The 22,553-nt window shown below is 60.0% G+C and carries 20 protein-coding genes; 10 read left to right on the top strand and 10 right to left on the bottom strand.

Going from position 1 to position 22,553, the window contains the following annotated elements:
* Positions 1 to 190: 190 nt before the first annotated feature.
* The 3 genes from BFR47_RS14775 to BFR47_RS14765 form a co-directional block, all read right to left on the bottom strand.
* A complete protein-coding gene (locus BFR47_RS14775; protein WP_071473783.1) occupies positions 191 to 2,536 on the bottom strand; it encodes a Tex family protein in 2,346 nt (781 codons plus the stop codon).
* A 66-nt stretch (positions 2,537 to 2,602) separates the two neighbouring features.
* Positions 2,603 to 3,082, bottom strand: coding sequence for a transcription elongation factor GreB (gene greB / locus BFR47_RS14770; protein WP_071473782.1), 480 nt, complete (start codon positions 3,080 to 3,082; stop codon positions 2,603 to 2,605).
* Positions 3,083 to 3,298: 216 nt separating this feature from the next.
* Positions 3,299 to 3,727 carry a hypothetical protein gene (locus BFR47_RS14765; RefSeq protein WP_071473781.1) on the bottom strand — a complete coding sequence of 143 codons (429 nt, stop codon included), beginning with the start codon at positions 3,725 to 3,727 and terminating at the stop codon, positions 3,299 to 3,301.
* Positions 3,728 to 4,230: 503 nt separating this feature from the next.
* Between BFR47_RS14765 and BFR47_RS14760 the strand changes: the two genes are divergently transcribed.
* Positions 4,231 to 5,022, top strand: a complete 792-nt coding sequence (locus BFR47_RS14760) for a hypothetical protein (RefSeq protein ID WP_071473780.1) — start codon at positions 4,231 to 4,233, stop codon at positions 5,020 to 5,022.
* A gap of 4 nt (positions 5,023 to 5,026) precedes the next feature.
* On the opposite strand, the gene BFR47_RS14755 is transcribed toward BFR47_RS14760, so the two are convergent.
* Together BFR47_RS14755 and BFR47_RS14750 are read right to left on the bottom strand one after the other, a co-directional pair.
* Complete coding sequence (locus BFR47_RS14755) at positions 5,027 to 5,287, bottom strand: Rho-binding antiterminator (protein ID WP_245748946.1); 261 nt, start codon at positions 5,285 to 5,287, stop codon at positions 5,027 to 5,029.
* Positions 5,288 to 5,332: 45 nt separating this feature from the next.
* Complete coding sequence (locus BFR47_RS14750; RefSeq protein ID WP_083399170.1) at positions 5,333 to 5,818, bottom strand: Lrp/AsnC family transcriptional regulator; 486 nt, start codon at positions 5,816 to 5,818, stop codon at positions 5,333 to 5,335.
* A 489-nt stretch (positions 5,819 to 6,307) separates the two neighbouring features.
* Here BFR47_RS14750 and dddP point away from each other — a divergent pair, with 489 nt between their 5' ends.
* Positions 6,308 to 7,654 (top strand): dimethylsulfonioproprionate lyase DddP, encoded by a 1,347-nt coding sequence (dddP, locus tag BFR47_RS14745; RefSeq protein WP_071473779.1) that lies wholly within the window; start codon positions 6,308 to 6,310, stop codon positions 7,652 to 7,654.
* 224 nt (positions 7,655 to 7,878) lie between these two features.
* Positions 7,879 to 8,817 carry a LysR substrate-binding domain-containing protein gene (locus BFR47_RS14740; protein ID WP_071473778.1) on the top strand — a complete coding sequence of 313 codons (939 nt, stop codon included), beginning with the start codon at positions 7,879 to 7,881 and terminating at the stop codon, positions 8,815 to 8,817.
* Positions 8,818 to 8,921: 104 nt separating this feature from the next.
* Here the strand turns inward: BFR47_RS14740 and BFR47_RS19210 are convergent, their stop codons facing one another.
* Both BFR47_RS19210 and BFR47_RS19205 read right to left on the bottom strand, forming a co-directional pair.
* Positions 8,922 to 9,572, bottom strand: coding sequence for a BCCT family transporter (locus BFR47_RS19210; protein WP_281245978.1), 651 nt, complete (start codon positions 9,570 to 9,572; stop codon positions 8,922 to 8,924).
* A 2-nt stretch (positions 9,573 to 9,574) separates the two neighbouring features.
* The gene (locus BFR47_RS19205; RefSeq protein WP_281245977.1) at positions 9,575 to 10,630 is read right to left on the bottom strand and encodes a BCCT family transporter; all 1,056 of its coding nucleotides are present in this window, start codon (positions 10,628 to 10,630) and stop codon (positions 9,575 to 9,577) included.
* A gap of 318 nt (positions 10,631 to 10,948) precedes the next feature.
* On the opposite strand from BFR47_RS19205, the gene BFR47_RS14730 reads away from it, so the two are divergent.
* From BFR47_RS14730 to BFR47_RS14710, 5 genes are all read left to right on the top strand, one after another.
* Complete coding sequence (locus BFR47_RS14730) at positions 10,949 to 12,136, top strand: aromatic ring-hydroxylating oxygenase subunit alpha (protein WP_071473777.1); 1,188 nt, start codon at positions 10,949 to 10,951, stop codon at positions 12,134 to 12,136.
* 3 nt (positions 12,137 to 12,139) lie between these two features.
* Positions 12,140 to 13,567, top strand: a complete 1,428-nt coding sequence (locus BFR47_RS14725; protein WP_071473776.1) for an aldehyde dehydrogenase family protein — start codon at positions 12,140 to 12,142, stop codon at positions 13,565 to 13,567.
* A 193-nt stretch (positions 13,568 to 13,760) separates the two neighbouring features.
* On the top strand, positions 13,761 to 15,134 hold the full coding sequence (locus BFR47_RS14720) for an FAD-dependent oxidoreductase (protein WP_071473775.1): 1,374 nt from the start codon (positions 13,761 to 13,763) through the stop codon (positions 15,132 to 15,134).
* A gap of 10 nt (positions 15,135 to 15,144) precedes the next feature.
* Complete coding sequence (locus BFR47_RS14715) at positions 15,145 to 16,461, top strand: NAD(P)/FAD-dependent oxidoreductase (RefSeq protein WP_071473774.1); 1,317 nt, start codon at positions 15,145 to 15,147, stop codon at positions 16,459 to 16,461.
* Positions 16,458 to 16,808, top strand: coding sequence for a cupin domain-containing protein (locus BFR47_RS14710; RefSeq protein WP_071473773.1), 351 nt, complete (start codon positions 16,458 to 16,460; stop codon positions 16,806 to 16,808). Before BFR47_RS14715 ends, BFR47_RS14710 begins: the two co-directional genes overlap by 4 nt.
* Positions 16,809 to 16,888: 80 nt before the next feature.
* Here the strand turns inward: BFR47_RS14710 and BFR47_RS17630 are convergent, their stop codons facing one another.
* Entirely contained in the window at positions 16,889 to 17,116 is a 228-nt protein-coding gene (locus BFR47_RS17630; protein ID WP_083399169.1) for a RidA family protein, read from the bottom strand.
* On the opposite strand from BFR47_RS17630, the gene BFR47_RS17860 reads away from it, so the two are divergent.
* Positions 17,109 to 17,288, top strand: coding sequence for a hypothetical protein (locus BFR47_RS17860; RefSeq protein ID WP_139215196.1), 180 nt, complete (start codon positions 17,109 to 17,111; stop codon positions 17,286 to 17,288). The genes BFR47_RS17630 and BFR47_RS17860 overlap by 8 nt on opposite strands.
* Here the strand turns inward: BFR47_RS17860 and BFR47_RS14700 are convergent.
* The gene (locus tag BFR47_RS14700) at positions 17,285 to 19,588 is read right to left on the bottom strand and encodes an FdhF/YdeP family oxidoreductase (protein ID WP_071473772.1); all 2,304 of its coding nucleotides are present in this window, start codon (positions 19,586 to 19,588) and stop codon (positions 17,285 to 17,287) included. The genes BFR47_RS17860 and BFR47_RS14700 overlap by 4 nt on opposite strands.
* A gap of 239 nt (positions 19,589 to 19,827) precedes the next feature.
* Here BFR47_RS14700 and BFR47_RS14695 point away from each other — a divergent pair, with 239 nt between their 5' ends.
* On the top strand, positions 19,828 to 20,712 hold the full coding sequence (locus BFR47_RS14695; RefSeq protein WP_071473771.1) for a LysR family transcriptional regulator: 885 nt from the start codon (positions 19,828 to 19,830) through the stop codon (positions 20,710 to 20,712).
* A gap of 49 nt (positions 20,713 to 20,761) precedes the next feature.
* On the opposite strand, the gene pckA is transcribed toward BFR47_RS14695, so the two are convergent.
* A complete protein-coding gene (gene pckA / locus BFR47_RS14690) occupies positions 20,762 to 22,375 on the bottom strand; it encodes a phosphoenolpyruvate carboxykinase (ATP) (protein WP_071473770.1) in 1,614 nt (537 codons plus the stop codon).
* Positions 22,376 to 22,553 lie beyond the last annotated feature (178 nt).

The following is a 22,553-nucleotide window of genomic DNA, read 5'->3' as shown; positions in this document are numbered from 1 at the left end:
CATTATTGAGACCGCGGTACCTATCGCGACACAAAGCAGCGCCACGGCCAATGATATTCTGTTTAACATCTTCAATGCGTTATCCCCATTAAAGTACCACGCCGCCAGGACCTGATATTCGGTAGCAACGGCGAGTGAATCTTTCTCGTCATTGGCCCGGGTGTCCCCGGGCCTGTTAATCACGCCGATCTTACTTTTTCTTCTGCAGGGCGGCGGCCAGGGCCGCGCCCATGGCACCTTGCGGAGCGGGCTGTTCCTTGCGGGCGGGGCGGCTGTTGTGCTGGCCCTTATCGCCATTACCCGCTGGCTTGTGCTCTTCCCGCCGCGGGCCGCCGTTATTGCGGCTGCTATTGTTACCGCTACCATGATCGGCGGCATTCTGTTCCAGCCGCATGGTGAGAGCAATGCGCTTGCGCTGCAAATCCACTTCCATCACCTTGACCTTGACGATATCGCCGGCCTTGACCACCTCGCGCGGATCCTTGATGAAACGGTCGGTCAGGGCAGAAATATGCACCAGTCCGTCCTGATGCACGCCGATATCCACGAAGGCGCCGAAGTTGGTCACGTTGGTCACCACCCCTTCCAGCACCATGTCCGGGATCAGATCCGAGGGCTTTTCTACCCCCTCCATAAAGCGGGCGGCCTTGAATTCGGGGCGCGGATCCCGGCCCGGCTTGTCCAGCTCCTTGAGGATGTCCTGCACCGTGGGCAGACCGAAATCCGCGTCGGTGTAGTCCTGCGGGTTCAGGGTTTGCAGCAGGCTGCTGTTGCCAATCAGGTTTTGCACCGGTTGCTGCAGGCGTTCCTGAATACGCTTCACCACCGGATAGGCCTCCGGGTGTACCGATGAGGCGTCGAGCGGGTTCTTGCCGTCGCGAATACGCAAAAAGCCGGCGCACTGTTCGAACGCCTTGGGCCCCAGGCGCGGTACCTTGAGCAGCTGCTTGCGCTCGGTGAAGGCGCCCTGTTCGTCACGATAGGCCACGATATTCTGCGCCAGGGTGGGGGTGAGGCCGGAGACCCGGGTCAGCAGCGGGGCCGAGGCCATGTTGATGTCCACGCCCACGGCGTTCACGCAGTCTTCTACCACCGCATCCAGGTTGCGGGCCAGCTGGCTCTGGGACACATCGTGTTGATACTGGCCCACGCCGATGCTCTTGGGATCGATTTTTACCAGCTCGGCCAGCGGGTCCTGTAACCGTCGGGCGATGGAAACGGCGCCACGCAGGGAGACATCCAGATCCGGAAATTCGTTGGCGGCCAGCTCGGAAGCGGAATAGACGGAGGCGCCGGCCTCGCTCACCACCACCTTCTGCAGCTTCAGCTCCGGGCTCTGTTTCATCAGGGTTTCGACCAGCCGCTCGGTTTCGCGTGAGGCGGTGCCGTTGCCGATGCTCACCAGGCTGACCTGGTGCCGGCGACACAGTTCATCCAGGGTGCGCAGGCTCTGCTCCACCTTCTTGAAGGGTTCAAACGGATAGACAGTGTCCTGGGCCAGCAGCTTGCCGGTGCCGTCCACCACCACCACCTTGACCCCGGTGCGAATACCCGGATCCAGGCCCATGGTGACCCGGGCGCCGGCGGGGGCGGCCATCAGCAAGTCCTGCAGGTTGAGGGCGAATACCTTGATCGCCTCGGCCTCGGCCAGCTCGCGGGACTGACCCAGCAGCTCGGTTTCCATCTGCAGCGACAGCTTGACCCGCCAGGTCCAGCTCACCACCCCGGCCAGCCAGGCATCGGCGGCACGGCCTTTGTTCTGCCAGCCCACATGGCGGGCGATAATGGCCTCGCAGGGGTGGCTGTCGGCCTCGGTGTCCACCACCAGGCTCAAGCTCAGCACGCCTTCGTTGCGGCCGCGCAGCATGGCCAGCAGCCGGTGCGAGGGCACTTTGCCTATTGGCTCCTGATGTTCGAAGTAGTCCTTGAACTTGGCGCCGGTCTGCTCCTGTCCGGCGACCACCCGGGCCTGCAGCTGGCCGTGCTGGCTCAGGTGGCGGCGCACCGCATCCAGCAGATCCGCCTGTTCGGCAAAGCGCTCCATCAGTATGTATTTGGCGCCGTCCAGCGCCGCCTTGGTGTCGGCTATGCCCTCGTCCGGCTTGATATAGCCGGCGGCCAGCTGCTGAGGATCCTGGTTCGGGTTGTCGAACAGGCTGTCGGCCAGCGGTTGCAGTCCGGCTTCGATGGCCATTTGGCCCTTGGTACGACGCTTGGGCTTAAAGGGCAGGTACAGATCTTCCAGCCGGGTCTTGGTGTCGGCGGTCAGCAGCTCTTTTTTGAGCGCGTCGGTCAGCTTGCCCTGCTCGGTAATGGAGTTGAGGATGACAGTGCGCCTGTCTTCCAGCTCGCGCAGATAACCGAGCCGACTGTGCAGGTTACGCAACTGGGTGTCGTCCAGGCCGCCGGTCGCTTCCTTGCGGTAGCGGGCAATAAAGGGCACGGTGGCACCTTCGTCCAGCAGCCGCACGGCGGCGTCGACCTGCTGTTGTGATACGGCCAGTTCGGTGGCCAGGGCGTGATTGATATTGGTCATAATAATCGGACTCCGGGCAGGAAAACAGAATGCGTCCTGCCGATAACAGAAAAAGGAGAAAGCCGGTCAGTCAAAGGGAGTGTATTGTATCTTGTTGATGTACCACTCTTTCAGGCCGGACGGGGTTTGTACCTGTACCTCGTCGTCCACCTGCTTGCCGATCAGCGCCCGGGCCATGGGCGAATTGATGGTGATGTGGTTGTTTCTGGTGTCGATCTCGTCGGTACCGACGATGCGGTAGCGCACTATGTCGCCGTCTTCGTTTTCCAGCTCTACCCAGGCGCCGAAGAATACCTTGCCGTCCTGACGCGGGTCGTAATCGACGATTTTCAGCGCTTCCAGCCGCTTCATCAGAAAACGCACCCGGCGGTCTATTTCACGCAGTCGTTTCTTGCCGTAGATGTATTCGGCGTTTTCGCTGCGGTCGCCGAGGGCGGCGGCTTCCGACACCGACTGGGTGACGGCGGGGCGCTCTACCTTCCACAGGTGCTTGAGCTCTTCGTCCAGCTTGTGCCAGCCGGCACGGGTGATCAGGTTGGTTTTCATACGGGTATGTTCAATGGCCTGACAAGTGTCGGCTATTGTGTCCCAGCGCTGCAGAAGAAGAAAGCCCCGAGGGGGGAAGCGGTGGGGATCATGCTATGACGAAGAATACCGTCTCCGGGGGCGACGAATCCGTGAAGTTAAAAAATACAGGTCATACACTTAATGCTGCATGTATGACCCGTATCTTTTGGGAGTATTATTTTCTGCTGATTATGATTAATTGTAGTTGTATTTTTGTTCGATTTTTCTTTTGCTCATGACGTATTCTTTGGTATCCAGTTCGCCGGTGGCTATTTTTTCATCAAGCAGGGAGATTTCTTTATTTTTGCTTCTCAGGAGCTGCTGTTTGGTGAGGTCGTAGTTAATCGCCATGGCACCTTCATATCCGCTGACGGGATCCCACAGTGCAGAGATTGGCCACAGCAGCAGGTTGACGACGCCAAGAGCTGGCTCGCGAGCATAAAAAGAGCCGCCGCCGGGCAGGATACCCAGCACGGCGGCTGTAGTGGGATTCTTTTCTTCTATCAATACGTTGTCATACTCAAACGCTTGATATTCACGCTTCTGCATGGAGTTTAATCCTGATGCACATCCTGTTGTCAGGGAAGTCACCAGAGTAAGCATTATCAAAGATTTTGTTTTCATTTTTTTATCCCGAAAAGTGATTTTTATATGGCGATTAGAATATCTTCTGAAATAAAACTCTACTGACTGTCAAATAAACAGCGATGTTAATAAAACAGGAAGTCAGGGCGTTGCCTCCTTCCTTTGTGCTGTAATATTTTTATATGATCGATCTTGCAGTGTGGAGTCGTTCGAATATTAGTAAAGGAGTGGTGACTCGTCCATGACTCTATTGATACGTCATCAATACACTATTGGGGGCGGCCTGCTTTATTCCCAGGCGGGGAAGGGATCGGGCAGTTGCTGCCAGGCGGCCCGGCCCTGGTTCACTTCCTGTCTGGTGAGCGGACTGAGCGGGTTTACATCCATGCCTGTGCCTTTACAATGCATCGCTTTGTGTCGAAAAAGGAAGCAAAGCCTATGCAGTCCCTTCATTGCGCCCATGCGGGCGGGTTCAGTCTGGCGGCCCGGCCTCTGTTGTGTGTCAGTACCGGTGAGTACAGCGAGAAGGGGTGGTTTACCTGATGACTGCCCACACCGAGCGCCGGCGGGTTGCCGCCAAAACCTATCCCCTGTTCAAACAGATCAAACATACCTTCATCCGTGAGGCCAGTTACCTCAGGCGTGGCCACTGGACCCTCAATCATCTGCTGGATTACACCCGGCTGCGCGACGAATTTATCGATTATCCCTGGTTGCAGCCCGAATGGCTGGATCGCCTTTCTCTGGACCTGATGGACTGGCACCATCCCGAGCACCAGCCCCTGTTCGAGCATTTTCGCCACCAGGCGCTCCATGAACATCAGGATGTCTATGCTCCCCGGCCATTATTCTGGGGAGAAGGCCGGCCCGAGCGCGCCGATGCCGCCCCCCGCATTCATGACTATGGCCTGTCCTATCGCTGCAATGTGGCGCTGCTGGAGCATGATGGCGACGAGGCCACCATGGTGGGCAACTGGGTACTGAATTTTGCCGCCGAGATACCGGAAGACCGGCCGGCGCCGGCACTGGAAATGACCCTGAACAGCCTTTATCTGCTGCCGGAATGGCAGGGTTACGGCGTGGGCTCGGCGGTGAACCGGGTGCTGAGCGAGCTGGTGTGCAAGGTGTTGTCGCCCCCACTGGCCGAGGCGCTGCCTGCCGAACTGCCGGCGCCACCGGCGATGCAGTTTGATGCGGACTATACCAGCCGCAACGGCCAGCGCATGGGCAAGCAAATTGCCCGCCGTCTGGCGCCACTGGCCCGCCATCACGGCCTGCTCTATTACGACAGCAGTCGTTTCTGCGCCCAGGGTTCGGCCAGAAATATGGTGTAACGGCTCAGTCGAACGTCACCGTGTCGAAATGCGGATTGTCCGAGGCTGCTTTCATGCGGACAATATGTGCCAGCGGCACCAGCCTGGCGGTGTTGTCCGCCAGGATTTTGATGCACTCTGCCTTGTCTTCGTTACGGGCGGTATCGATGGCGATGCCGCTTAGCTCTTGTCCCGAAGTCAGTGTCAGGATAATCGGGTACCGGTACAGACAGGCAATCTCGATATAGTCGTGCTGTTCGCAGCTCATCATTTTTCGTTCTCCCATTCCCTATTCCCTATTCCCTATTCCCTATTCCCTATTCCCGTAATATCACCCCAGGTGATCCAGCGGCAGGGCGGTTTCGTGCTTGATCCGGCGCAGTACAAAGCTGGATCTGACTCCCGTCACTCCCTCCAGCCGGGTCAGCTTGCCCAGCAGAAATTGCTGATAGTGCTCCATGTCGCGCACTATCACCTTGAGCTGATAGTCGGCCTCGGTGCCGGTGATCAGGTCGCATTCCAGCACCTCGGAAAAGCCGTTGATGGCGGTATCGAAGGCCTCGAATCGCTCGGGGGTGTGGCGGTCCAGCGAGATATGAATATAGGCCAGCAGGCTCAGGCCCAGCCGGGCGGCGTTGAGCAGGGTGACGTGGTCGGCGATCAGGCCGGCTTCTTCCAGCGCCTTGACCCGGCGGGAGCAGGGCGAGGGCGAGAGTCCGATGCGCTCGGCCAGCTCCAGGTTGCTGATGCGGCCGTGGCGCTGCATCAGCTCCAGAATACGCCTGTCGGTACGATCCAGTTGCAGTGGGTTGCTCAAAATATTCCCTCGATGAAATAACTATGCTCCATATAGAGTATATGGGGTGAGTTGTTGCTTAACGAGTGGAATTTTACATTGTATTCGCAACCACTCACCCCGGCCTAAGGGATAAGATAGTTTCACCTTCTGGGAACAGACAGACCGATACCCTCGGAGCCTGTCGCAAACCGGGATACCAGACCGGTAAGCACCACAAAGGCCACACTCGAAGCGAGTGAAAGGCCGGGAGCCAGGGCCACAAGCTCGATGTAGGACACAAAAAGCCAGCCGCCAGGGCTGGCTTTGGTGTTTCTGGGGGCCGGGAATGGTGGCCGGCAGCCGTGGTGTCCTTCGCATGCATGCGGCTCATGCGAGCCTGACTTTTATTCGCTTTTTCCCCTCTGCCTTCTATGACATTTTATTAACATGCCCGTGATTACAGGAAGGGCTGACTGCGCGCCCTGAGGTGCCAGTGTCGGTATCGGTCATTACCAGCAGAGGTAAACCATGGACAGTGCTCTCGTTTTATCGACGGCCTCCTCAAACAGAAAGATAGATCCCGCGCGTCGCCGGGGGCGCTTCAAGGCCGATGGCTCCCTGAACGACAACGATCGTGTCGAGATTGGCCCCACCGGGCTGGCGTTCGGTGAATGGGACGCGCTGGGGCTGACGCCGCCCACGTTGTCCCGAATGCGGGAATACCGGCTGCAACGTATTGTGGACGAGTTGCAGAAGCGGGATCTGGCCGGTGTGCTGCTGTTTGATCCGCTGAATATTCGCTACGCGACGGATACCACCAACATGCAGTTATGGATCACGCATAATCATGCCCGGGCTTGCTTCGTGTCGGCTGCCGGGCATGTGATTTTGTGGGATTTTCACAACTGCGAGCATTTATCGGCCCATTTGCCTCTGGTCAGGGAAGTGAGGGGCGGCGCCGCCTTTTTCTATTTCGAGACCGGTAACAGAACCGAAGAGCATGCGGCCAAATTCGCCGCCGAAGTGCAATCGGTGCTGCTGGAACATGCGGGCAGCAACAAAAGGCTGGCCGTCGATAAGATTGAAATGGCGGGCTTTACCCAATTGCAGCGTCTCGGTATCGAGCTCGCCGATGGCCAGGAGGTGATGGAACTGGCTCGGGCGATTAAAAACGAAGATGAAATCAACGCCATGCGCTGCGCTATCGCCTCCACCGAAATCGCCATGAAACTGATGCAAGAGGCCTCGGTACCCGGGGTGACCGAAAATGACATCTGGTCGATCCTGCATGCGGAAAACATTCGCCGTGGCGGCGAGTGGATCGAATGCCGCATTTTGTCTTCCGGCCCCCGAACCAACCCCTGGTTTCAGGAGTGTGGCCCCAGGATGGTGCAGGAAGGTGAGCTGCTGGCCTTCGACAGCGACTTGATTGGTCCTTATGGCATCTGTGCCGATATTTCACGTACCTGGTTGATTGGTGAACGAGCCCCGACGGCGGAGCAAAAACACCTGTATCGTGTGGCTTATGAGCATATTCAGCACAACATGAGCATTCTGAAGCCGGGCATGAGCTTTCGGGAAGTGACCGAAGCCGGTTTGCTGCTGCCCGAGGCATATCGGGCCCAGCGATACGGAGTCATGATGCACGGGGTGGGACTCTGTGATGAATATCCCTGCATTCGTTATCCTGAAGATCTCGAGGGTCATGGCTATGATGGCGTGCTGGAGCCGGGCATGACGCTGTGTGTGGAGGCCTATGTGGGGGCCGTGGGCGGCCGGGAAGGCGTGAAGCTGGAAGATCAGGTGCTGATTACCGAAACCGGGGTTGAAAACCTGACCACCTATCCCTTTGAAGCGGCCTTGCTGAATGATTGATATGCCCGGGGCGGCCTTGCCTGCACGCATTGCCACCGGCTGAACGCCTTCTCGCTCCTGCCGTCTGCGGGAGCATTTTATCGATATTTTCGGCGACAATGCGCCCGATCACGTTGTAGCTCGCCGAGCATTTGATATCTCTGGCTGTCCGTAAGAATAATGGTAGAGTGCCCCGCTAATAAGGGACTGGACCAGGGAGCCTGGAAGACATGTCAGGAGCGACCATGAAAATCAAGCCACTGCCGCCGATGAACAGCCTTATTGTGTTTGAAGCGGCGGCCCGCCACCTCAGCTTTACGCTGGCAGCCAATGAGCTCAGCGTTACCCAGGGCGCCATCAGTCGCCAGATCCGCCAGCTGGAGGAATATCTCGGCAAGGATCTGTTTGTGCGGGCCAATCGCAACATTTCCTTGACCCCGACCGGCCTGCAGTATTATCAGACCATCTACCGCGCCTTGCTGGATGTGGCTCTGGCCACCGGTGAAATCAAGAAATGGCAGGGAGAACAGCAGATCACCGTGGCCACCACCAATGCCATGGCGGCACTGTGGCTGTTGCCCAAGGTAGCGGAGTTTCAGCGCCAGCACGAGGAGGTGGACTTGCGTATTCTCGCCTCCGATCAGGTCACGGACTATCGCCGGCTCGATTGTGATATTGCGCTCTTTTACTGTCGATTACCCCCGGCCGAGATGCAGGTGACCACCCTGTTTCCGGAAGAGGTGTTTCCGGTCTGCAGCCCGGCCTATCTGGAGCGGTGTCAGGACTGGAATACGCCGGAAGCCCTCTTTGGCAAGACACTGTTGTTTCTCGATGAATCTCAGCGGGACTGGCTCAGCTGGCAGCAGTGGTTCGAGCAGGTCGGCCTGCCGCCGGTGACACCCCGCAACCGGATCAATATCAACAATTATCCCATGCTGCTGCAGGCGGCCATCAACGGTCAGGGCGTCGCCCTGGCCTGGGGCTCGCTGGTGGATGAATACCTGGAAAGTGGCGCCCTGGTGCGGCCGGTGGATATGGTGTTGCGTACCCCGGCCAGCTTCTGCATGCTCGAACCCCTTAATCGCGGAGTGGTACCGAGCAGCGTCAAGCTGTTTCGTCAGTGGCTGCTGGAGCAATTACCGGGTCAGGTCGGCGAGAAGGGATTGCGCGAGCCGGGCAGCTGACACCGGCCCTGAATCCGTCGACAACACGGAATCGCGAACGTAAAAAAACCGGCATCGTCAGATGCCGGTTTGCGTTCAGGCGCTTTCTTTAGCGAGGGTTATCGCTACTTGCCCACGATGGGAGTGGTGTTCCAGCTTGCTGCCGGTTCTGCATCGGTGACGTCATCGGTCAAGGGCTTGACCGGACCATCCAGTCTGGCCGGGTCCGGCCGCACATGATCCGGCAGCATGGACCAGGGCTTGGGCTCGCGGCGGATGCTGTGGAACAGGGTCAGGCTCATCACCGCGATGAAGATGGCAATGGGGAAACCGGCGATGATGGAGGCGGTTTGCATTGCCTTGAGGCCACCGGCGTAGAGCAGCACCCCGGCAATGGCGGCAATCATGATGCCCCACAACACGCGGATCATGGTGGGAGGCTCACTGGCACCGGCGGCATCCAGGGTGCAGAGCACCAGGGTGCCGGAATCGGCGGAGGTGATGAAGTAGGTACCCAGCAACACGCAGGCCAGAATACTCAGCAGCTTGCCCATGGCGCCCGTGTCCAGATTTTCGAACAGAGTAAACAGCGCCTGGGTGGTGTCGGCCTTGGTGGCGGCCAGAATGGGACCGCCGGCAAAGGGGGCCTGCGCCGGCTCACCGGCTTCGGCCAGCATCACCGCCTGTTGCTCATAGGCGATGCGGGTGTCCTGCTCTATTTTGAGCGCCGCACCACCGAAGACCGACATCCACAGAAAGGTGATCAGGGTGGGCACTATCAGGCGCCGCCGATCAGCTCGCGAATGGTACGCCCCTTGGAGATGCGAGCCACGAACATGCCGACGAAGGGTGCCCAGGTCATCCACCAGGGCCAGTAGTAGGCGGTCCACCAGTTCTGCCAGCCCGAATCATTCTGCGCATCACTCCAGAAACTCATGCCGACGATATTCTGGGCATAGCTGCCGGTGCTTTCGAGCAGGGTATTGAGAATGTAACGGGTAGGGCCGACGTAAAGCACGATCAGCACCAGCACCAGAGACAGCAACATGTTCCACTCCGACAGCCGGCGGATGCCCTTGCCGACACCGGAGAGTACCGAAGCGACCGCACAGGTGCAGAGCACCACGATGATCAGCAACTGCACACCCAGGCTGATGGTGGTGCCGAACACCAGATTCAGGCCGGTATTGATTTGGATCACGCCCATGCCCAGGGTCTGGGAAATACCGAAGGCGGTAATGGCCACGGTCAGAATGTCCACCGCATGGCCGATGGGGCCATAGATGCGATCACCAATCAGTGGGTACAGAATGGATCTCAGGGTGAAGGGCAGGTTTTTGCGGTAAGAAAAGTAAGACAACGCCAGGGCGACGATGATGAACACCGACCAGGGATGCAGACCCCAGTGAAAAAAGGCGAGCTTCATGGCGGTGCCTGCCGCCTCTTTGCTGAGCCCGTCGGTAAAGGGGTTGTCGGCGTAATGCCACATGGGTTCGGCCACCGACCAGAAAATCAGGCCGATGCCCATGCCGCCCGAGAACAGCATGGCAATCCACGACAGGTAACCGAATTCAGGCTTTTCATCGTCCTTGCCCAGGCGAATGTGGCCATAGCGACTGACCATCAGATACAGCAGGAAACCGACCACCACAGACACCAGCCCCAGATAAAACCACTTCATGTTTTGTAACAAAACGCCGGATATGGCCTCGAAATATTGTCCGGCCTGATTGGCCAGAATGGCGCAAAACAGCACAAAACCGATGACCAGCACCTTGGATGCGATGGTCACGGTCGGATTCAATCCTTTCAGAATCCCGGATGTAGCACGCATAACTCCTCCCTCTGCGTAACACGCATATATGGTTAATCACTTGTTAACGGCGAGAGGTTAGGGGGAGGCGGGATCTCGCTCAACTGATTTTTTCTCATCCACGAGTGAGCGCCGGTAATGCAAAGAAGCAGAACCGGTTAACAGGTTTCAGTCGTTGTAAGTCAGCTGCGTTTCATGGATGACAAAAGCTCATCCACACCCGGCTAAAAAGTCGTTTGTTTGTTATCCCCGTGTTAACGAGAATCCTCCCATCGGCATTCAGGTGCCAGTTGTTAACATCAACGCAGGGAGCACTGCGTTACAGTGGGAGAAGCAGCAATGAGCAATATCAGTCAGACCATCATTCCCGTTCAGCAGGTTGATAGTGTTTTAAATCCGATCACCGAAGCCAGCGGCATGCCCAACGCCTGTTATACCAGCCAGGAATATTTCGCCTTTGAGCGAGATCAAGTTCTGGGCAAAACCTGGACTTGTGTTGGCTTTGCGTCCGACCTGGTCAAGAACGGCTATGTCAAACCGATAAGCTTCATGGATCTGCCCCTGCTGATGATGCGCAACAAGGACGGAGAGGTGCAGGTATTTCACAATGTCTGCAGCCACCGCGGCATGCAGCTGGTGCACGAAGCCGGCGAAGTGCAGGGCATGATCCGCTGCTCCTACCATTCCTGGACCTATGATCTGAACGGCAACCTCAAGGGCACCCCGCATGTGGGCGGCATTGCCAAGCACAAGGACGATCGTTTCAAGTGCGAGAAGCACGGCCTCAAGGCCCTGCGTTCCGCCATCTGGATGGACATGGTGTTCGTCAACCTGTCCGGCGATGCGGCCCCCTTCGAAGAGCACATCGCACCGCTGGAAGCACGCTGGAAGGAGTTTCTGGGTGACGACGGCCTGAGCCTGCTGCGCCGGGTCAACATGGGTGGACACCTGGAAATCGAAGTGGCGAGCAACTGGAAGCTGACGGTAGAAAACTACTGCGAAGCCTACCATCTTCCCTGGGTACACCCGGCCCTGAATACCTATTCCAAGCTGGAAGATCACTACAACATCATGTTTGAAGACCGCTTCGCGGGACAGGGCAGCTACAAATACAACCTGTCCGGCACCGCCGGTACACATCTGCCCAAGTTCCCGAACTGGCCCGAAGACAAGCTGAGCCATGCGGAATATATCGCCCTGTTCCCCAACGTATTGCTGGGCATTCAGGCCGATCACGCCTTTGCCATGATGATCGACCCCATTAATGCGGAAAAAACCGTGGAAAACCTGCGTCTCTACTACGTGGGCGACGAGGCGTTGAAGGATGAATACGCCGCCTGCCGTACCGCAACCCTGGAATCCTGGCGGGTGGTGTTCAGCGAAGATATCGGGGCCGTGGAAGGCATGCAGAAGGGCCGCCATTCTCCCGGTTTCGGTGGCGGTGTGTTTTCTCCCGAAATGGACTTGCCGACCCACTTCTTCCAGAAGTGGCTGGCTACCCAAACCAAAGCGGCGATGGAGGCGTAACCCATGCAGCATTATCAGAACTATATCGATGGTCAGTGGCGGGATGCTTCCCGCCAGCTTTTGGTGATGAACCCGGGCACCGGTGAGCCCTACGCCACCATCGCCCAGGCCGGCATCGAGGATGCGGACCTGGCCATGGCCGCCGCCCGCCGTGTTGCCGACAGCGGTGCCCTGAGCGACGTGCGCCCGGCCCAGCGCACCAGCTGGATGCTGAAGGCCGCCGACGCCATCCGCGCCATCGCCGACGAAGGCGGCCTGGTCGGTTGCCGTGAAAACGGCAAGAGCCTGAACGACGCCCGCGACGAGTTTCTGGAAGCGGCCCGCTACTTCGAATATTACGCCGGCATGGCCGACAAGATTGAGGGCATCTCGGTGCCGCTCGGCAAGGACTACATGGATTTCACCCAGTACGTGCCTTTCGGCGTCTCGGTGCAAATTGTGCCCTGGAACTTTCCGGTGTCCATCTGTGCCCGTTCCCTGGCACCGGCGCTGGCCGCCGGTAATGCGGTGGTGATCAAGTCGCCGGAAATTTCGCCGCTGGCCATGACGCTGCTGGTCAAGGCCATCGAGCAGGCCGGTTTCCCCCGGGGCTCGGTCAATCTGTTGTGCGGCAAGGGCTCGGAAGTAGGCAGCCACCTGGTCAGGCACCAGGACACCAACCAGATAGTGTTCACCGGCTCGGTTCCCACCGGCCAGCGCATCCTCAAGGATGCGGCCGAGCGCGCCACCCCGTCGGTGATGGAGCTGGGCGGCAAGTCCGCCGCCATCGCGCTCGAGGATGTGAACCTGGACACCCTGCTGGCCAGCGTGAAAGTCGGCATCTTCTTCAACGCCGGTCAGGTGTGTTCGGCCATGTCGCGGCTGCTGGTTGCGCGTGACCGCTATGAAGAAGTGAAAGCCGCCGTAGTGGCCCTGGCCGAAGGCCTGACCATCGGTCAGGGCGAAGGCAATCCGGATCTGACGCCGGTGGTGTCACAGGACCAGCAGCAGCGGGTGCTGGCCATGATCGAACAGGCCCGTGCCGAGGGTGCCAATATCCTCACCGGCGGCGTGGCGCCGGACTTGTCCGGCTACTTCGTCGCGCCGACCGTGATCGAGGCGACCTCCGAGATGACCATCGCCCGGGAAGAAGTGTTCGGTCCCGTGCTGGTGATCATGCCCTTCGACAGCGAAGACGACGCCGTGGCCCTGGCCAACGGCACCGACTTCGGCCTGGTCGCCGGGGTGTTCGGTGAAGGCCTGAGCCAGACCCTGCGCATTGCTAACCGGCTGCGCGGCGGCCAGGTGTTCATCAACGAATGGTTTGCCGGCGGCATCGAGACGCCCTTCGGCGGCGTGGGTCTGTCGGGTTTCGGTCGCGAGAAGGGACAGGAAGCCATCTACAGCTATGTCCAGACTCGCAACATCGGCATTCGTCTGCGTCAGGGTTAAGTAATAAATAGCGATCTTCATCGCACACCAGAGGTCAGCAACGAACGCAGACACGCCATCAACCCATCCATGGGGGCTCCGCCGCGTCGTCCCTGACGCGGAGGGTCTGCTTATCGCAACCTGACCTCTGTCCAACGGAGTGCGGTGTAACAACCGTTATTTAGCAGTAAACAGGGTAGTGGGGAGAAACAAGATGAAAAAGTGGTTATGCATCATCTGCGGACTGATTTACGACGAGGCCAAAGGCTGGCCCGCCGACGGCATCGCCCCGGGGACCGCCTGGGAAGATGTGCCGGATGACTGGCTTTGCCCCGACTGTCTGGTGGGCAAGGCGGATTTCGAGATGCTCGAAATCACCGACGATGCGCCGGCTCCGCTGGCGGTCGTGGCCGAGATCAGCACCCCGCTGACCGAAACGGCGCCCGAGCCGGTGGTGATCATCGGTACCGGTCACGGTGGCTATCAGCTGGCGGCGGCGTTGCGTGCCAGGTCACCGGAACTGCCCATTACCCTGTTTACTGCCGACGACGGCGCCCTGTACAGCAAGCCGGCCCTGTCCAACGCCCTGGCGCTGGGCAAGGACGGCGACAGCCTGGTGGGCGAAACCGCGCTGGCCTGGGAGCAGCGGCTCGGGGTACGGGTTTATCCCCACACCCGGGTCGAGCGTATCGACCGTGAAAACAGGCAGCTGCATACCAATATCGGCGTTTACCCCTACGGTCGCCTGGTGCTGGCCACCGGAGCCTCACCCATCGTGATCCCGGTCGAGGGCGAGCAGGACGCCATGCTCAGCGTCAATGATCTGGCCGATTACCGTCGTTTCCGCCGGCAGCTGACGGGCAAGCAACACGTCACCATTCTGGGCGACGGCCTGATCGGTTGCGAGTTTGCCAACGATCTGGCGGCGCAGGGGGTGGCGGTGACCGTGGTGGGGCTGGGCCAGTGGCCGATGGAGCGACTGATCCCTCAACCGCTGGGACAGGCGTTACAGCAGGCGTTGACCGAGCTGGGCACCGACTGGGCCCTGCAGGACAGCATCACCCGAATCGACCGTGAGGGCGAAGGCTATCGCCTGCAGCTGCAAAGCGGTCGCGTGCTGAATACCGATCTGGTGCTGAGCGCCGTGGGGCTGCGGCCCAATACCGGCCTGGCTCAGGCGGCCGGGCTGGTAACCGGTCGCGGCATCGGTGTCGATATCTGTCATCAAACCTCGGATCCCCATATTTTTGCGCTGGGTGACTGCGCAGAGGTGGAAGGCCAGTGGGCGCCCTATATTGCGCCCATCAATCAGGCCATGCCGGCGCTGGTGAACAGTCTGCTCGGCACCCTGACCCCGGCGGCGCTCAAGCCGGCACCGGTACTGGTGAAAACGCCGGTGCTGCCGTTGTCGGTCATGCCGGCCAGCGGTGAAGGCGAATGGCGGGTGGAAGGCGAGGGTCGGGAACTGGCGGCGGGCTTCTATAACCCTGCCGGTGCCCTGACCGGTTTTGCCCTGCTGGGCAGCACACAACAGGGACTGCGCAGCCAGTGGCTGGAGCGCCTGACATCAAACCGCCAGGCGGCCTGAGGAACAGAACATGATCAACTTACCCAATGATGACCACAGCTGTGGCTGGTATCAGGCCCTGCCACCGGCCGCGCCGGTGAAGCAGCTCAAGGGGGTACAGAAGGCCGATTATGCGGTGCTGGGCGCCGGCTTTGCCGGCCTGGCAGCCGCCCGCCGGCTGGCCGAACATCATCCACAAGCGCGCATCGTGCTGGTGGATGCCCAGCGAGTCGCCGAAGGCGCCTCCGGCCGCAACTCTGGTTTCGTGATCGACTTGCCGCACAAGTTTGCGCTGGAACACCCGGATCCGGCCCACAAGCAGAAACTGCTGGGGCTGAACCGTTCCGCCATCGCCCAGCTGGACGGCCTGGTACAGCGCCACGGCATCGATTGCCAGTGGTCGGCGGTCGGCAAGTATCAGGGGGCGGTGGGCGAGCGGGGTGAGGCCTTTCTCGATCACTTCGAACATCTGATGAAAGATCTGGGCGAGCCTTACCGCAAGGTGGAGCACAGCGAGCTGAGTGCGGTACTGGGTACTTCCTATTATCGGCGTGCCATCTTTACCCCCGGTGGTTATCTGATGCAGCCGGCGGCGCTGGTGCGCGGCATGGCGGAAAATCTGCCGGACAATGTCGAGCTGCTGGAGCAGTCGCCGATCCGCTCCTTGCAGCGAGAGGCTGGCAAGTGGTGCCTGCTGGGTGACGAAGGCGAGGTTCAGGCGCCGACACTGCTGTTGGGCACCAGCATCTTTACCCGCGAGTTCGGCTACCTTAAAAACCGGCTGTTGCCGGTGATGACCTTCGCCAGCTGGACCCGGCCGCTGACCGACGCCGAACTGGCGCGCTACGGCGGTGAGCTGAACTGGGGGCTGACCCCGGCGGATCATGCGGGTACTACGCTGCGCATGACCGCCGACCGCCGCATTCTGATCCGCAACAGCTACAAGCATGTGCCCCGGTATGGCGGCAGCATCGATGACGGCATGCGCCGGCGCATTCAGGCGGATCATCGACAGGCGTTTCTGGCCCGTTATCCGGAGCTGGCCGAGGTACCCTTTACCCATACTTGGGGCGGTGTCTATGCCATCTCCCGTAATTTCACCAATTTCTTCGGGCAGCTGGAAGACGGCGTCTACGCCAGTGCCTGTGACAATGGCGTGGGGGCGGCCTGGGGCACCATTTCCGGCTCCCTGCTGGCCGATCTGGCGGTGGGCGCGGAATCCGCTCAGCTGCGTGACATCCAGCAAGTGACCGGCATGCCCAGCCTGAACCCGCCCGAACCTTTCCTGGGCTTGGGGGTGAGAAGTCGTATTGCCCTGGCCAAGTGGCACAGTCGGAGCGAGTTATGAGTGAAGTAAGAGTCATCGACAGCAAGGAACTGGATTTCAGCTTTCGTGGCGGCCCGCCGGGTGCCGCCTATGTGGCCCGGGCGCTGAGCCCGGAAGTCTCCCCGAACATAGGGGTGGGCTTTGCCCGCTGGGAAGGGGCCGAAGTGGCCTGGACCGTGCTGTACGACGAAGTGGTATTCGTGATCGAAGGCTGCTTCGAACTGACCGCCAACGGCAAGAAACACGAGGTGCGACCCGGCCAGATGCTGTGGATCCCCGAAGGCACCGAGTTGATATATGGCGGTCACGCCCTGTTCGGTTATGTGGTTCATCCGGGCAACTGGAAGGAGTTGCACGGACTGGCCTGATAAAAGTTCGTCTCAAGGCACTACTTTGCCGGCCCACTCGGGCCGGCTTTTTTATGTCGGGAGCCGATGATGGCGGGGGATCAGGCTTCGGGAATGGCGGCGATGACCGATATTTCCACCAGTAACTCAGGGCTGGCCATGGCGGCTTCTACACAGGCGCGGGCCGGGGCATGACCGGCAGGCACCCAGGCGTCCCATACCTGGTTCATTTCGGCGAACAGGCTCATGTCTTTCACATAGATGGTGGCGCTCAGCAGGTGCCGGTTGCTGCTGCCAACCTCGGCCAGCAGGGCGTCGACCTTGGCCAACCTGGTGTTTCGCCCCTTCGAACCCTGGGTGTCGTTTTCGTATCATCTGCTGTACCCGGCCCACCGGGCGCGCTCCCGGGCCACCGAGGAATTCAGCCAGCTGCTGAAACAGGAGCTGGCGTTGCTGGTGAAGCGTTCCAACGGGCTGCTGCGGCTACGGGATCACGCTTAAATAATGCGCGGTGCTTCCTGCTTGCGGATCAGCACCGGAATCGACTTGGAGGTCGGCGTGTCGCTGCCGTCGCCCACGCTGTGCAGCGGCACCAGGGGGTTGGTTTCCGGGTAATAGGCCGCCACGTCGCCGGGCGGAATATCGTAGGCCACCACCTTGAAGCCGCCGACCTTGCGTTCCACATCGTCCTGCCAGACGCTGACCAGTTCGACCCAGTCTCCTTCCTGCAGCTCGCGTCGCTTAATCTCGTCCGGGTGCATGAAAATCACCATGCGCTGACCGTACACGCCCCGGTAGCGATCGTCCATGCCGTAGATGGTGGTGTTGTACTGATCGTGGGAACGCAGGGTCTGCAGGGTAGAGAGCATGCCCTGTGCCCTGGTGGTAATGGCTTCCGGGATCAGGCGGGCAGGCAGTGGGTCGGCGCCGAAACTGGCCTTGCCGTTGTCGGTCTGCCATTCATGACGGGCGGCGCTGTTGCCGAGATAGAAGCCACCGGGCTGTTGCAGCCGTTCGTTGACCTGCTCGAAGCCGGGAATGGTGGCGGCGATGTGCTCGCGAATGCGATCGTAATCATCGGCCAGCGCCTGCCAGTCTACCGGTTGCGAGCCCAGGGTGGCCCGGGCCATGCCGGCGATGATGGCGGTTTCCGAGCGCTGGTGCGGGCTCTTGGGTTTGCCCACACCCTGGGAGGCATGCACCATGCTGAAGGAGTCTTCCACCGTGATGAACTGGGGGCCACTGGCCTGCACATCTTCTTCGGTGCGGCCCAGGCAGGGCAGGATCAGCGCTTCCTTACCGGCCATCAGATGGCTGCGGTTGAGTTTGGTGCTGATCTGTACCGTCAGCGTGCAGTTGGCCAGGGCCCGGGCGGTAACGTGGGTGTCGGGTGCGGCGGCGGCGATGTTGCCACCGAGGGCGATAAACACCTTCGATTCGCCGTCCAGCATGGCCTGAATGGCGGCCACCGCATTATGGCCGGGCCGGCGGGGCATGGGATGATTGAAGTGTTGTTCCATCCGAGCCAGAAAGGCGGTATCGGGCTTTTCGTTGATGCCGACGGTTCTGTTGCCCTGCACGTTGCTGTGGCCCCGCACCGGACACAAACCGGCCCCCGGTTTTCCGAGCTGGCCGCGTAGCAGTTGCAGGTTGACGAGCTCCCGAATGGTAGCCACCGAATGCTTGTGCTGGGTAATGCCCATGGCCCAGGTCACGATGACGCGTTTGGCGCCGGCATGCACTCGTGCCGCCTGGGTGATCTGCTCCCGGCTCAGACCCGACTGCTCGACAATCTGCTCCCAGGGGGTGGCGGCCACTTCTGCCAGGTAGTCGTCCAGCCCCGAGGTATGCCGCTCGATAAAGTCCCGGTCGAGCAGGCCGGCCTCGCCTCTGGCCAGGGCTTCGGCGTCCCATTCCAGCAACAGCTTGGCCATGCCGCGTATTGCCGCCATGTCGCCGCCCAGTCGCGGGCAGAAATAGTGGCTGGAAATGCGCGAGTCTTTCGGTGTCAGCATCTCTATGGGACTTTGCGGATCGGCAAAGCGCTCCAGGCCCCGCTCCTTCAGGTTGTTGAAGGTGACGATGGCGGTGCCGTTGCGGGCGGCGTTGCGCAGGCTGTGCAGCATGCGGGGGTGGTTGGTACCCGGATTCTGGCCGAACACGAAGATGGCATCGGCCTGATCGAAGTCGTGCAGGGTGACGGTACCCTTGCCGACGCCGATGGCCTGGCCGAGGGCCACACCGCTGGCCTCGTGGCAGAGGTTGGAGCAGTCGGGAAAGTTGTTGGTACCGAAAGACCGGCCGAACAACTGATACAGATAGGCGGCCTCGTTGCTGGCCCGACCCGAGGTATAGAGCTCGAGCTGATCCGGGTGTTCCAGCGTGTTCAGGTGGCGGGCGATCAGGGCGAAGGCATCGTCCCAGGAAATGGGTTCATAGCGGTCGGTTTCCCGGTTCAGGTACATGGGCTGTTCGATGCGGCCCTGATATTCGAGAAAGTAGTCGCTCTGGTGCTGTAATTGGCTGACCGGATGTTGCCGGAAAAAGCCCGGCGTGACCTGCTTCCCGGTGGCTTCCCAGCTGATGGCCTTGGCACCGTTCTCGCAGAAAGAGAAATGCTTGCCCTGCTCGTCGCCCCAGGCACAGCCGGGGCAGTCGAACCCCTTGACCTGGTTGGCCCGCAGCAGGTTGCGGATGTTGGCCGCCGGCTTCTTGCTGCCGAACACGAAACGGGTGGTGGAGGCCAGGGCGCCCCAGCCACCGGCCGGGCCCTGATAGGGTTTGATTTTTTTTGTTGTCATGGTGATACCTTGCTGCCTGGTGCGCTGCCGCCGAAGTGGAATAGCCCCGCGGGCGTTGCCGGCGGGGCTGGTGCAGCAGGTTACGGCTGGCTCCCCGGATCTGGCGGGCAAAAAATAGTAGGGCCAGTGTAGCCAGCCTCCGGGTCGTGATCTAATCGAAAGACTCGATATCGTGAAAGATGTAGCCTATCAAAAGAGATGTTAATCATATTTTATATTGATTTAAAACCGGGCGAGTCATGGACATCAAACAGCTTTATTACCTCTGTGCCCTGGAGCGGGAGCGGCACTTCGGGCGGGCGGCAGAGGCCTGTTGCATTACCCAGCCGACCCTGTCGATGCGTATCAAGCAGCTGGAGTCGGAGCTGGGCATGCCCCTGGTGCGCCGGGGCAAGCAGTTCGAGGGCTTTACTCCGGCTGGAGAGCGGGTGCTGGATCGGGCCCGCATCCTGCTGAGTCATTACGACAACCTCAAACTGGAAGTGGAGGCGATGAAGGGCAGCCTGGCCGGTACGGTGCGGCTGGGGCTAGTCCCGCTAAGCTGCATGGATCTCAGTCCGGTGCTGGCGCTGTTGCGGCAGCGTTATCCGGGGGTGAGCTTCGAGCTCAATGACATGACTGCCGATGCCATTTTGCAGGGGCTGGAAAAGAACAGCCTGGATATCGGCGGCGGCTTCTTCGAACCCGAAGTGCTGGCGCGATTGAACAGCCTGGCGTTGCCGGAGCAGGGGGTGGTGGTGGCCTTTGGGCCGGGTTGGCGAGAACAGCTGCCTGTGGTGCCGACGCCGGCAGATCTGGCGGAGCTGCCGTTGTGTCTGCCGAAAACCGGCATGTATTTTCGCCGCTATCTGGACACGGTATTTGCCCGACAGGGCATCAGGCTGCAACCGATGCTGGCCTCCAACTCGGTCTCCCGGCTGATGCGGGCGGTGCATTCGGGGCTGGGTTGTGCGCTGATCCCGGCCGGCAGTGCCTTGTTTGCCGAGCTGCCAGGAGTCGAGATCCGGCCATTGGCGTTGCCGACCATGGCCCGGATTGGCGCCCTGGTGATGCGTAACGACGAGCAGGCGAGCCCCCTGTCCAAAGGCTTTTTCGAGGTGGCAAAAGAGGTCTGGCAGGCATAAAAAAGCCCCGGCGATTGCCGGGGCTGGGTATTGCTTGCAATCGGCGTGCTTACAGTTGGGGGCCGGCGGCAACCAGGGCCTTGCCTTCGGCGGTGTCGGTGAACTTCTCGAAGTTGTCGACGAAACGCTTGGCCAGATCCTTTGCCTTGCCATCCCACTCGGCGGGATCGGCATAGGTGTTGCGCGGATCCAGGATGGAGCCGTCTTCCACGCCGTTCAACGCGGTCGGAATGGCCATGTTGAAGTAGGGCAGCTGAACGAACTCGGCATCTTCGATGGAGCCGTCGAGGATGGCGTTGATGATGGCACGGGTCGCCTTGATGGAGATCCGCTTGCCGGTACCGTTCCAGCCGGTGTTGACCAGATAGGCTTCGGCGCCGGCTGCGTCCATGCGCTTGGCCAGTACTTCGGCGTACTGGGTCGGGTGCAGGCTCAGGAAGGCGGCACCGAAGCAGCTGGAGAAGGTCGGGGTCGGCTCGGTGATGCCACGCTCGGTACCGGCCAGTTTGGCGGTAAAGCCGGACAGGAAGTGGTATTCGGCCTGCTGGCGGGTCAGCTTGCTCACCGGGGGCAGTACGCCGAAGGCGTCGGCGGTCAGGAAGATCACCTTCTTGGCGTGACCGGCCTTGGACACCGGCTTGACGATATTGTCGATGTGATGAATGGGGTAGGAGACCCGGGTGTTTTCGGTCTTGGAGCCATCATCGAAGTCGATGCTGCCATCTGCTTTTACGGTGACGTTTTCCAGCAGCGCGTCGCGGCGGATGGCGGCGTAGATTTCCGGCTCGTTTTCCTTGCTCAGCTTGATGGTCTTGGCGTAGCAGCCCCCTTCGAAGTTGAACACACCGTCGTCGTCCCAGCCGTGTTCGTCGTCGCCGATCAGCTGACGCTGGGGGTCGGTGGACAGGGTGGTCTTGCCGGTGCCGGACAGGCCGAAGAAGATGGCCACGTCGCCGTCCTTACCCACGTTGGCGGAGCAGTGCATGGAGGCAATGCCCTTCAGCGGCAGCAGGTAGTTCATCATGGAGAACATGCCTTTCTTCATCTCGCCGCCGTACCAGGTACCGCCGATCAGCTGGATGCGTTCGGTCAGGTTGAAGGCAACGAAGTTCTCGCTGTTCAGGCCCTGCTCTTTCCAGTTGGGGTTGGTGCACTTGGCGCCGTTCATGACCACGAAGTCGGGCTCGAAGCTTTCCAGCTCGGCGTCGCTAGGGCGGATGAACATGTTCTTCACGAAGTGGGCCTGCCAGGCGACCTCGGTCACGAAGCGCACGGACAGGCGGGTATCGGGGTTGGCACCGCAGTAGGTGTCGACCACGAACAGGCGCTTGCCGGACAGCTGTCCGGTTACCAGGGCTTTCAGCTCGGTCCAGGTTTCCTGGCTCATCGGCTTGTTGTCGTTCTTGCCCTGGTCGGCCCACCAGACGGTGTCGCGGGTGACATCGTCACGTACTATGTACTTGTCCTTGGGAGAGCGGCCGGTAAAGATACCGGTGTCCACGGCAACGGCGCCAAGGCTGGTTTCCACGCCTTTTTCGTAGCCTTCCAGATCCGCACGGGTTTCTTCTGCGAACAGCAGTTCGTAAGACGGGTTGTGAAGGATCTCGGTAACGTCATTGATACCGTATTGCGAAAGGCCTAATTGCTGCGCCTTGGACGTCATTATTATCTCCTGGTACGGGTTGGGTAAGGATCGTTATTAGGATTGTTTTATGTCGGCAGACTAGCAGGAATCAGGCGGCGTTTAGGGGATCGGTGTCAAAATTTGGGGCTTTGCGAAACGAATTAAGTCAATAGGGGCATAAAGCCCCTATTAACCTGAACTAAATGATCTGGATTAA

This window comes from Oceanisphaera psychrotolerans (genome assembly GCF_001870485.1).
GTDB classification, from domain to species: domain Bacteria; phylum Pseudomonadota; class Gammaproteobacteria; order Enterobacterales; family Aeromonadaceae; genus Oceanimonas; species Oceanimonas psychrotolerans.
This window is presented reverse-complemented; position numbering and strand designations above follow the sequence as displayed.

What these genes read in the sequence shown, in the direction of transcription:
- BFR47_RS14725 (WP_071473776.1), top strand. Translation starts at nt 12,140, where the DNA reads ATGCAGCATTATCAGAACTATATCGATGGTCAGTGGCGGGATGCTTCC.
- BFR47_RS14710 (WP_071473773.1), top strand. Translation starts at nt 16,458, where the DNA reads ATGAGTGAAGTAAGAGTCATCGACAGCAAGGAACTGGATTTCAGCTTT.
- BFR47_RS19205 (WP_281245977.1), bottom strand. Translation starts at nt 10,630, where the DNA reads ATGCGTGCTACATCCGGGATTCTGAAAGGATTGAATCCGACCGTGACC.
- greB (WP_071473782.1), bottom strand. Translation starts at nt 3,082, where the DNA reads ATGAAAACCAACCTGATCACCCGTGCCGGCTGGCACAAGCTGGACGAA.
- BFR47_RS14695 (WP_071473771.1), top strand. Translation starts at nt 19,828, where the DNA reads ATGGACATCAAACAGCTTTATTACCTCTGTGCCCTGGAGCGGGAGCGG.
- BFR47_RS14700 (WP_071473772.1), bottom strand. Translation starts at nt 19,588, where the DNA reads ATGACAACAAAAAAAATCAAACCCTATCAGGGCCCGGCCGGTGGCTGG.
- BFR47_RS14775 (WP_071473783.1), bottom strand. Translation starts at nt 2,536, where the DNA reads ATGACCAATATCAATCACGCCCTGGCCACCGAACTGGCCGTATCACAA.
- BFR47_RS14760 (WP_071473780.1), top strand. Translation starts at nt 4,231, where the DNA reads ATGACTGCCCACACCGAGCGCCGGCGGGTTGCCGCCAAAACCTATCCC.
- BFR47_RS14715 (WP_071473774.1), top strand. Translation starts at nt 15,145, where the DNA reads ATGATCAACTTACCCAATGATGACCACAGCTGTGGCTGGTATCAGGCC.
- pckA (WP_071473770.1), bottom strand. Translation starts at nt 22,375, where the DNA reads ATGACGTCCAAGGCGCAGCAATTAGGCCTTTCGCAATACGGTATCAAT.
- dddP (WP_071473779.1), top strand. Translation starts at nt 6,308, where the DNA reads ATGGACAGTGCTCTCGTTTTATCGACGGCCTCCTCAAACAGAAAGATA.
- BFR47_RS14740 (WP_071473778.1), top strand. Translation starts at nt 7,879, where the DNA reads ATGAAAATCAAGCCACTGCCGCCGATGAACAGCCTTATTGTGTTTGAA.
- BFR47_RS14755 (WP_245748946.1), bottom strand. Translation starts at nt 5,287, where the DNA reads ATGGGAGAACGAAAAATGATGAGCTGCGAACAGCACGACTATATCGAG.
- BFR47_RS14730 (WP_071473777.1), top strand. Translation starts at nt 10,949, where the DNA reads ATGAGCAATATCAGTCAGACCATCATTCCCGTTCAGCAGGTTGATAGT.
- BFR47_RS14720 (WP_071473775.1), top strand. Translation starts at nt 13,761, where the DNA reads ATGAAAAAGTGGTTATGCATCATCTGCGGACTGATTTACGACGAGGCC.
- BFR47_RS14765 (WP_071473781.1), bottom strand. Translation starts at nt 3,727, where the DNA reads ATGAAAACAAAATCTTTGATAATGCTTACTCTGGTGACTTCCCTGACA.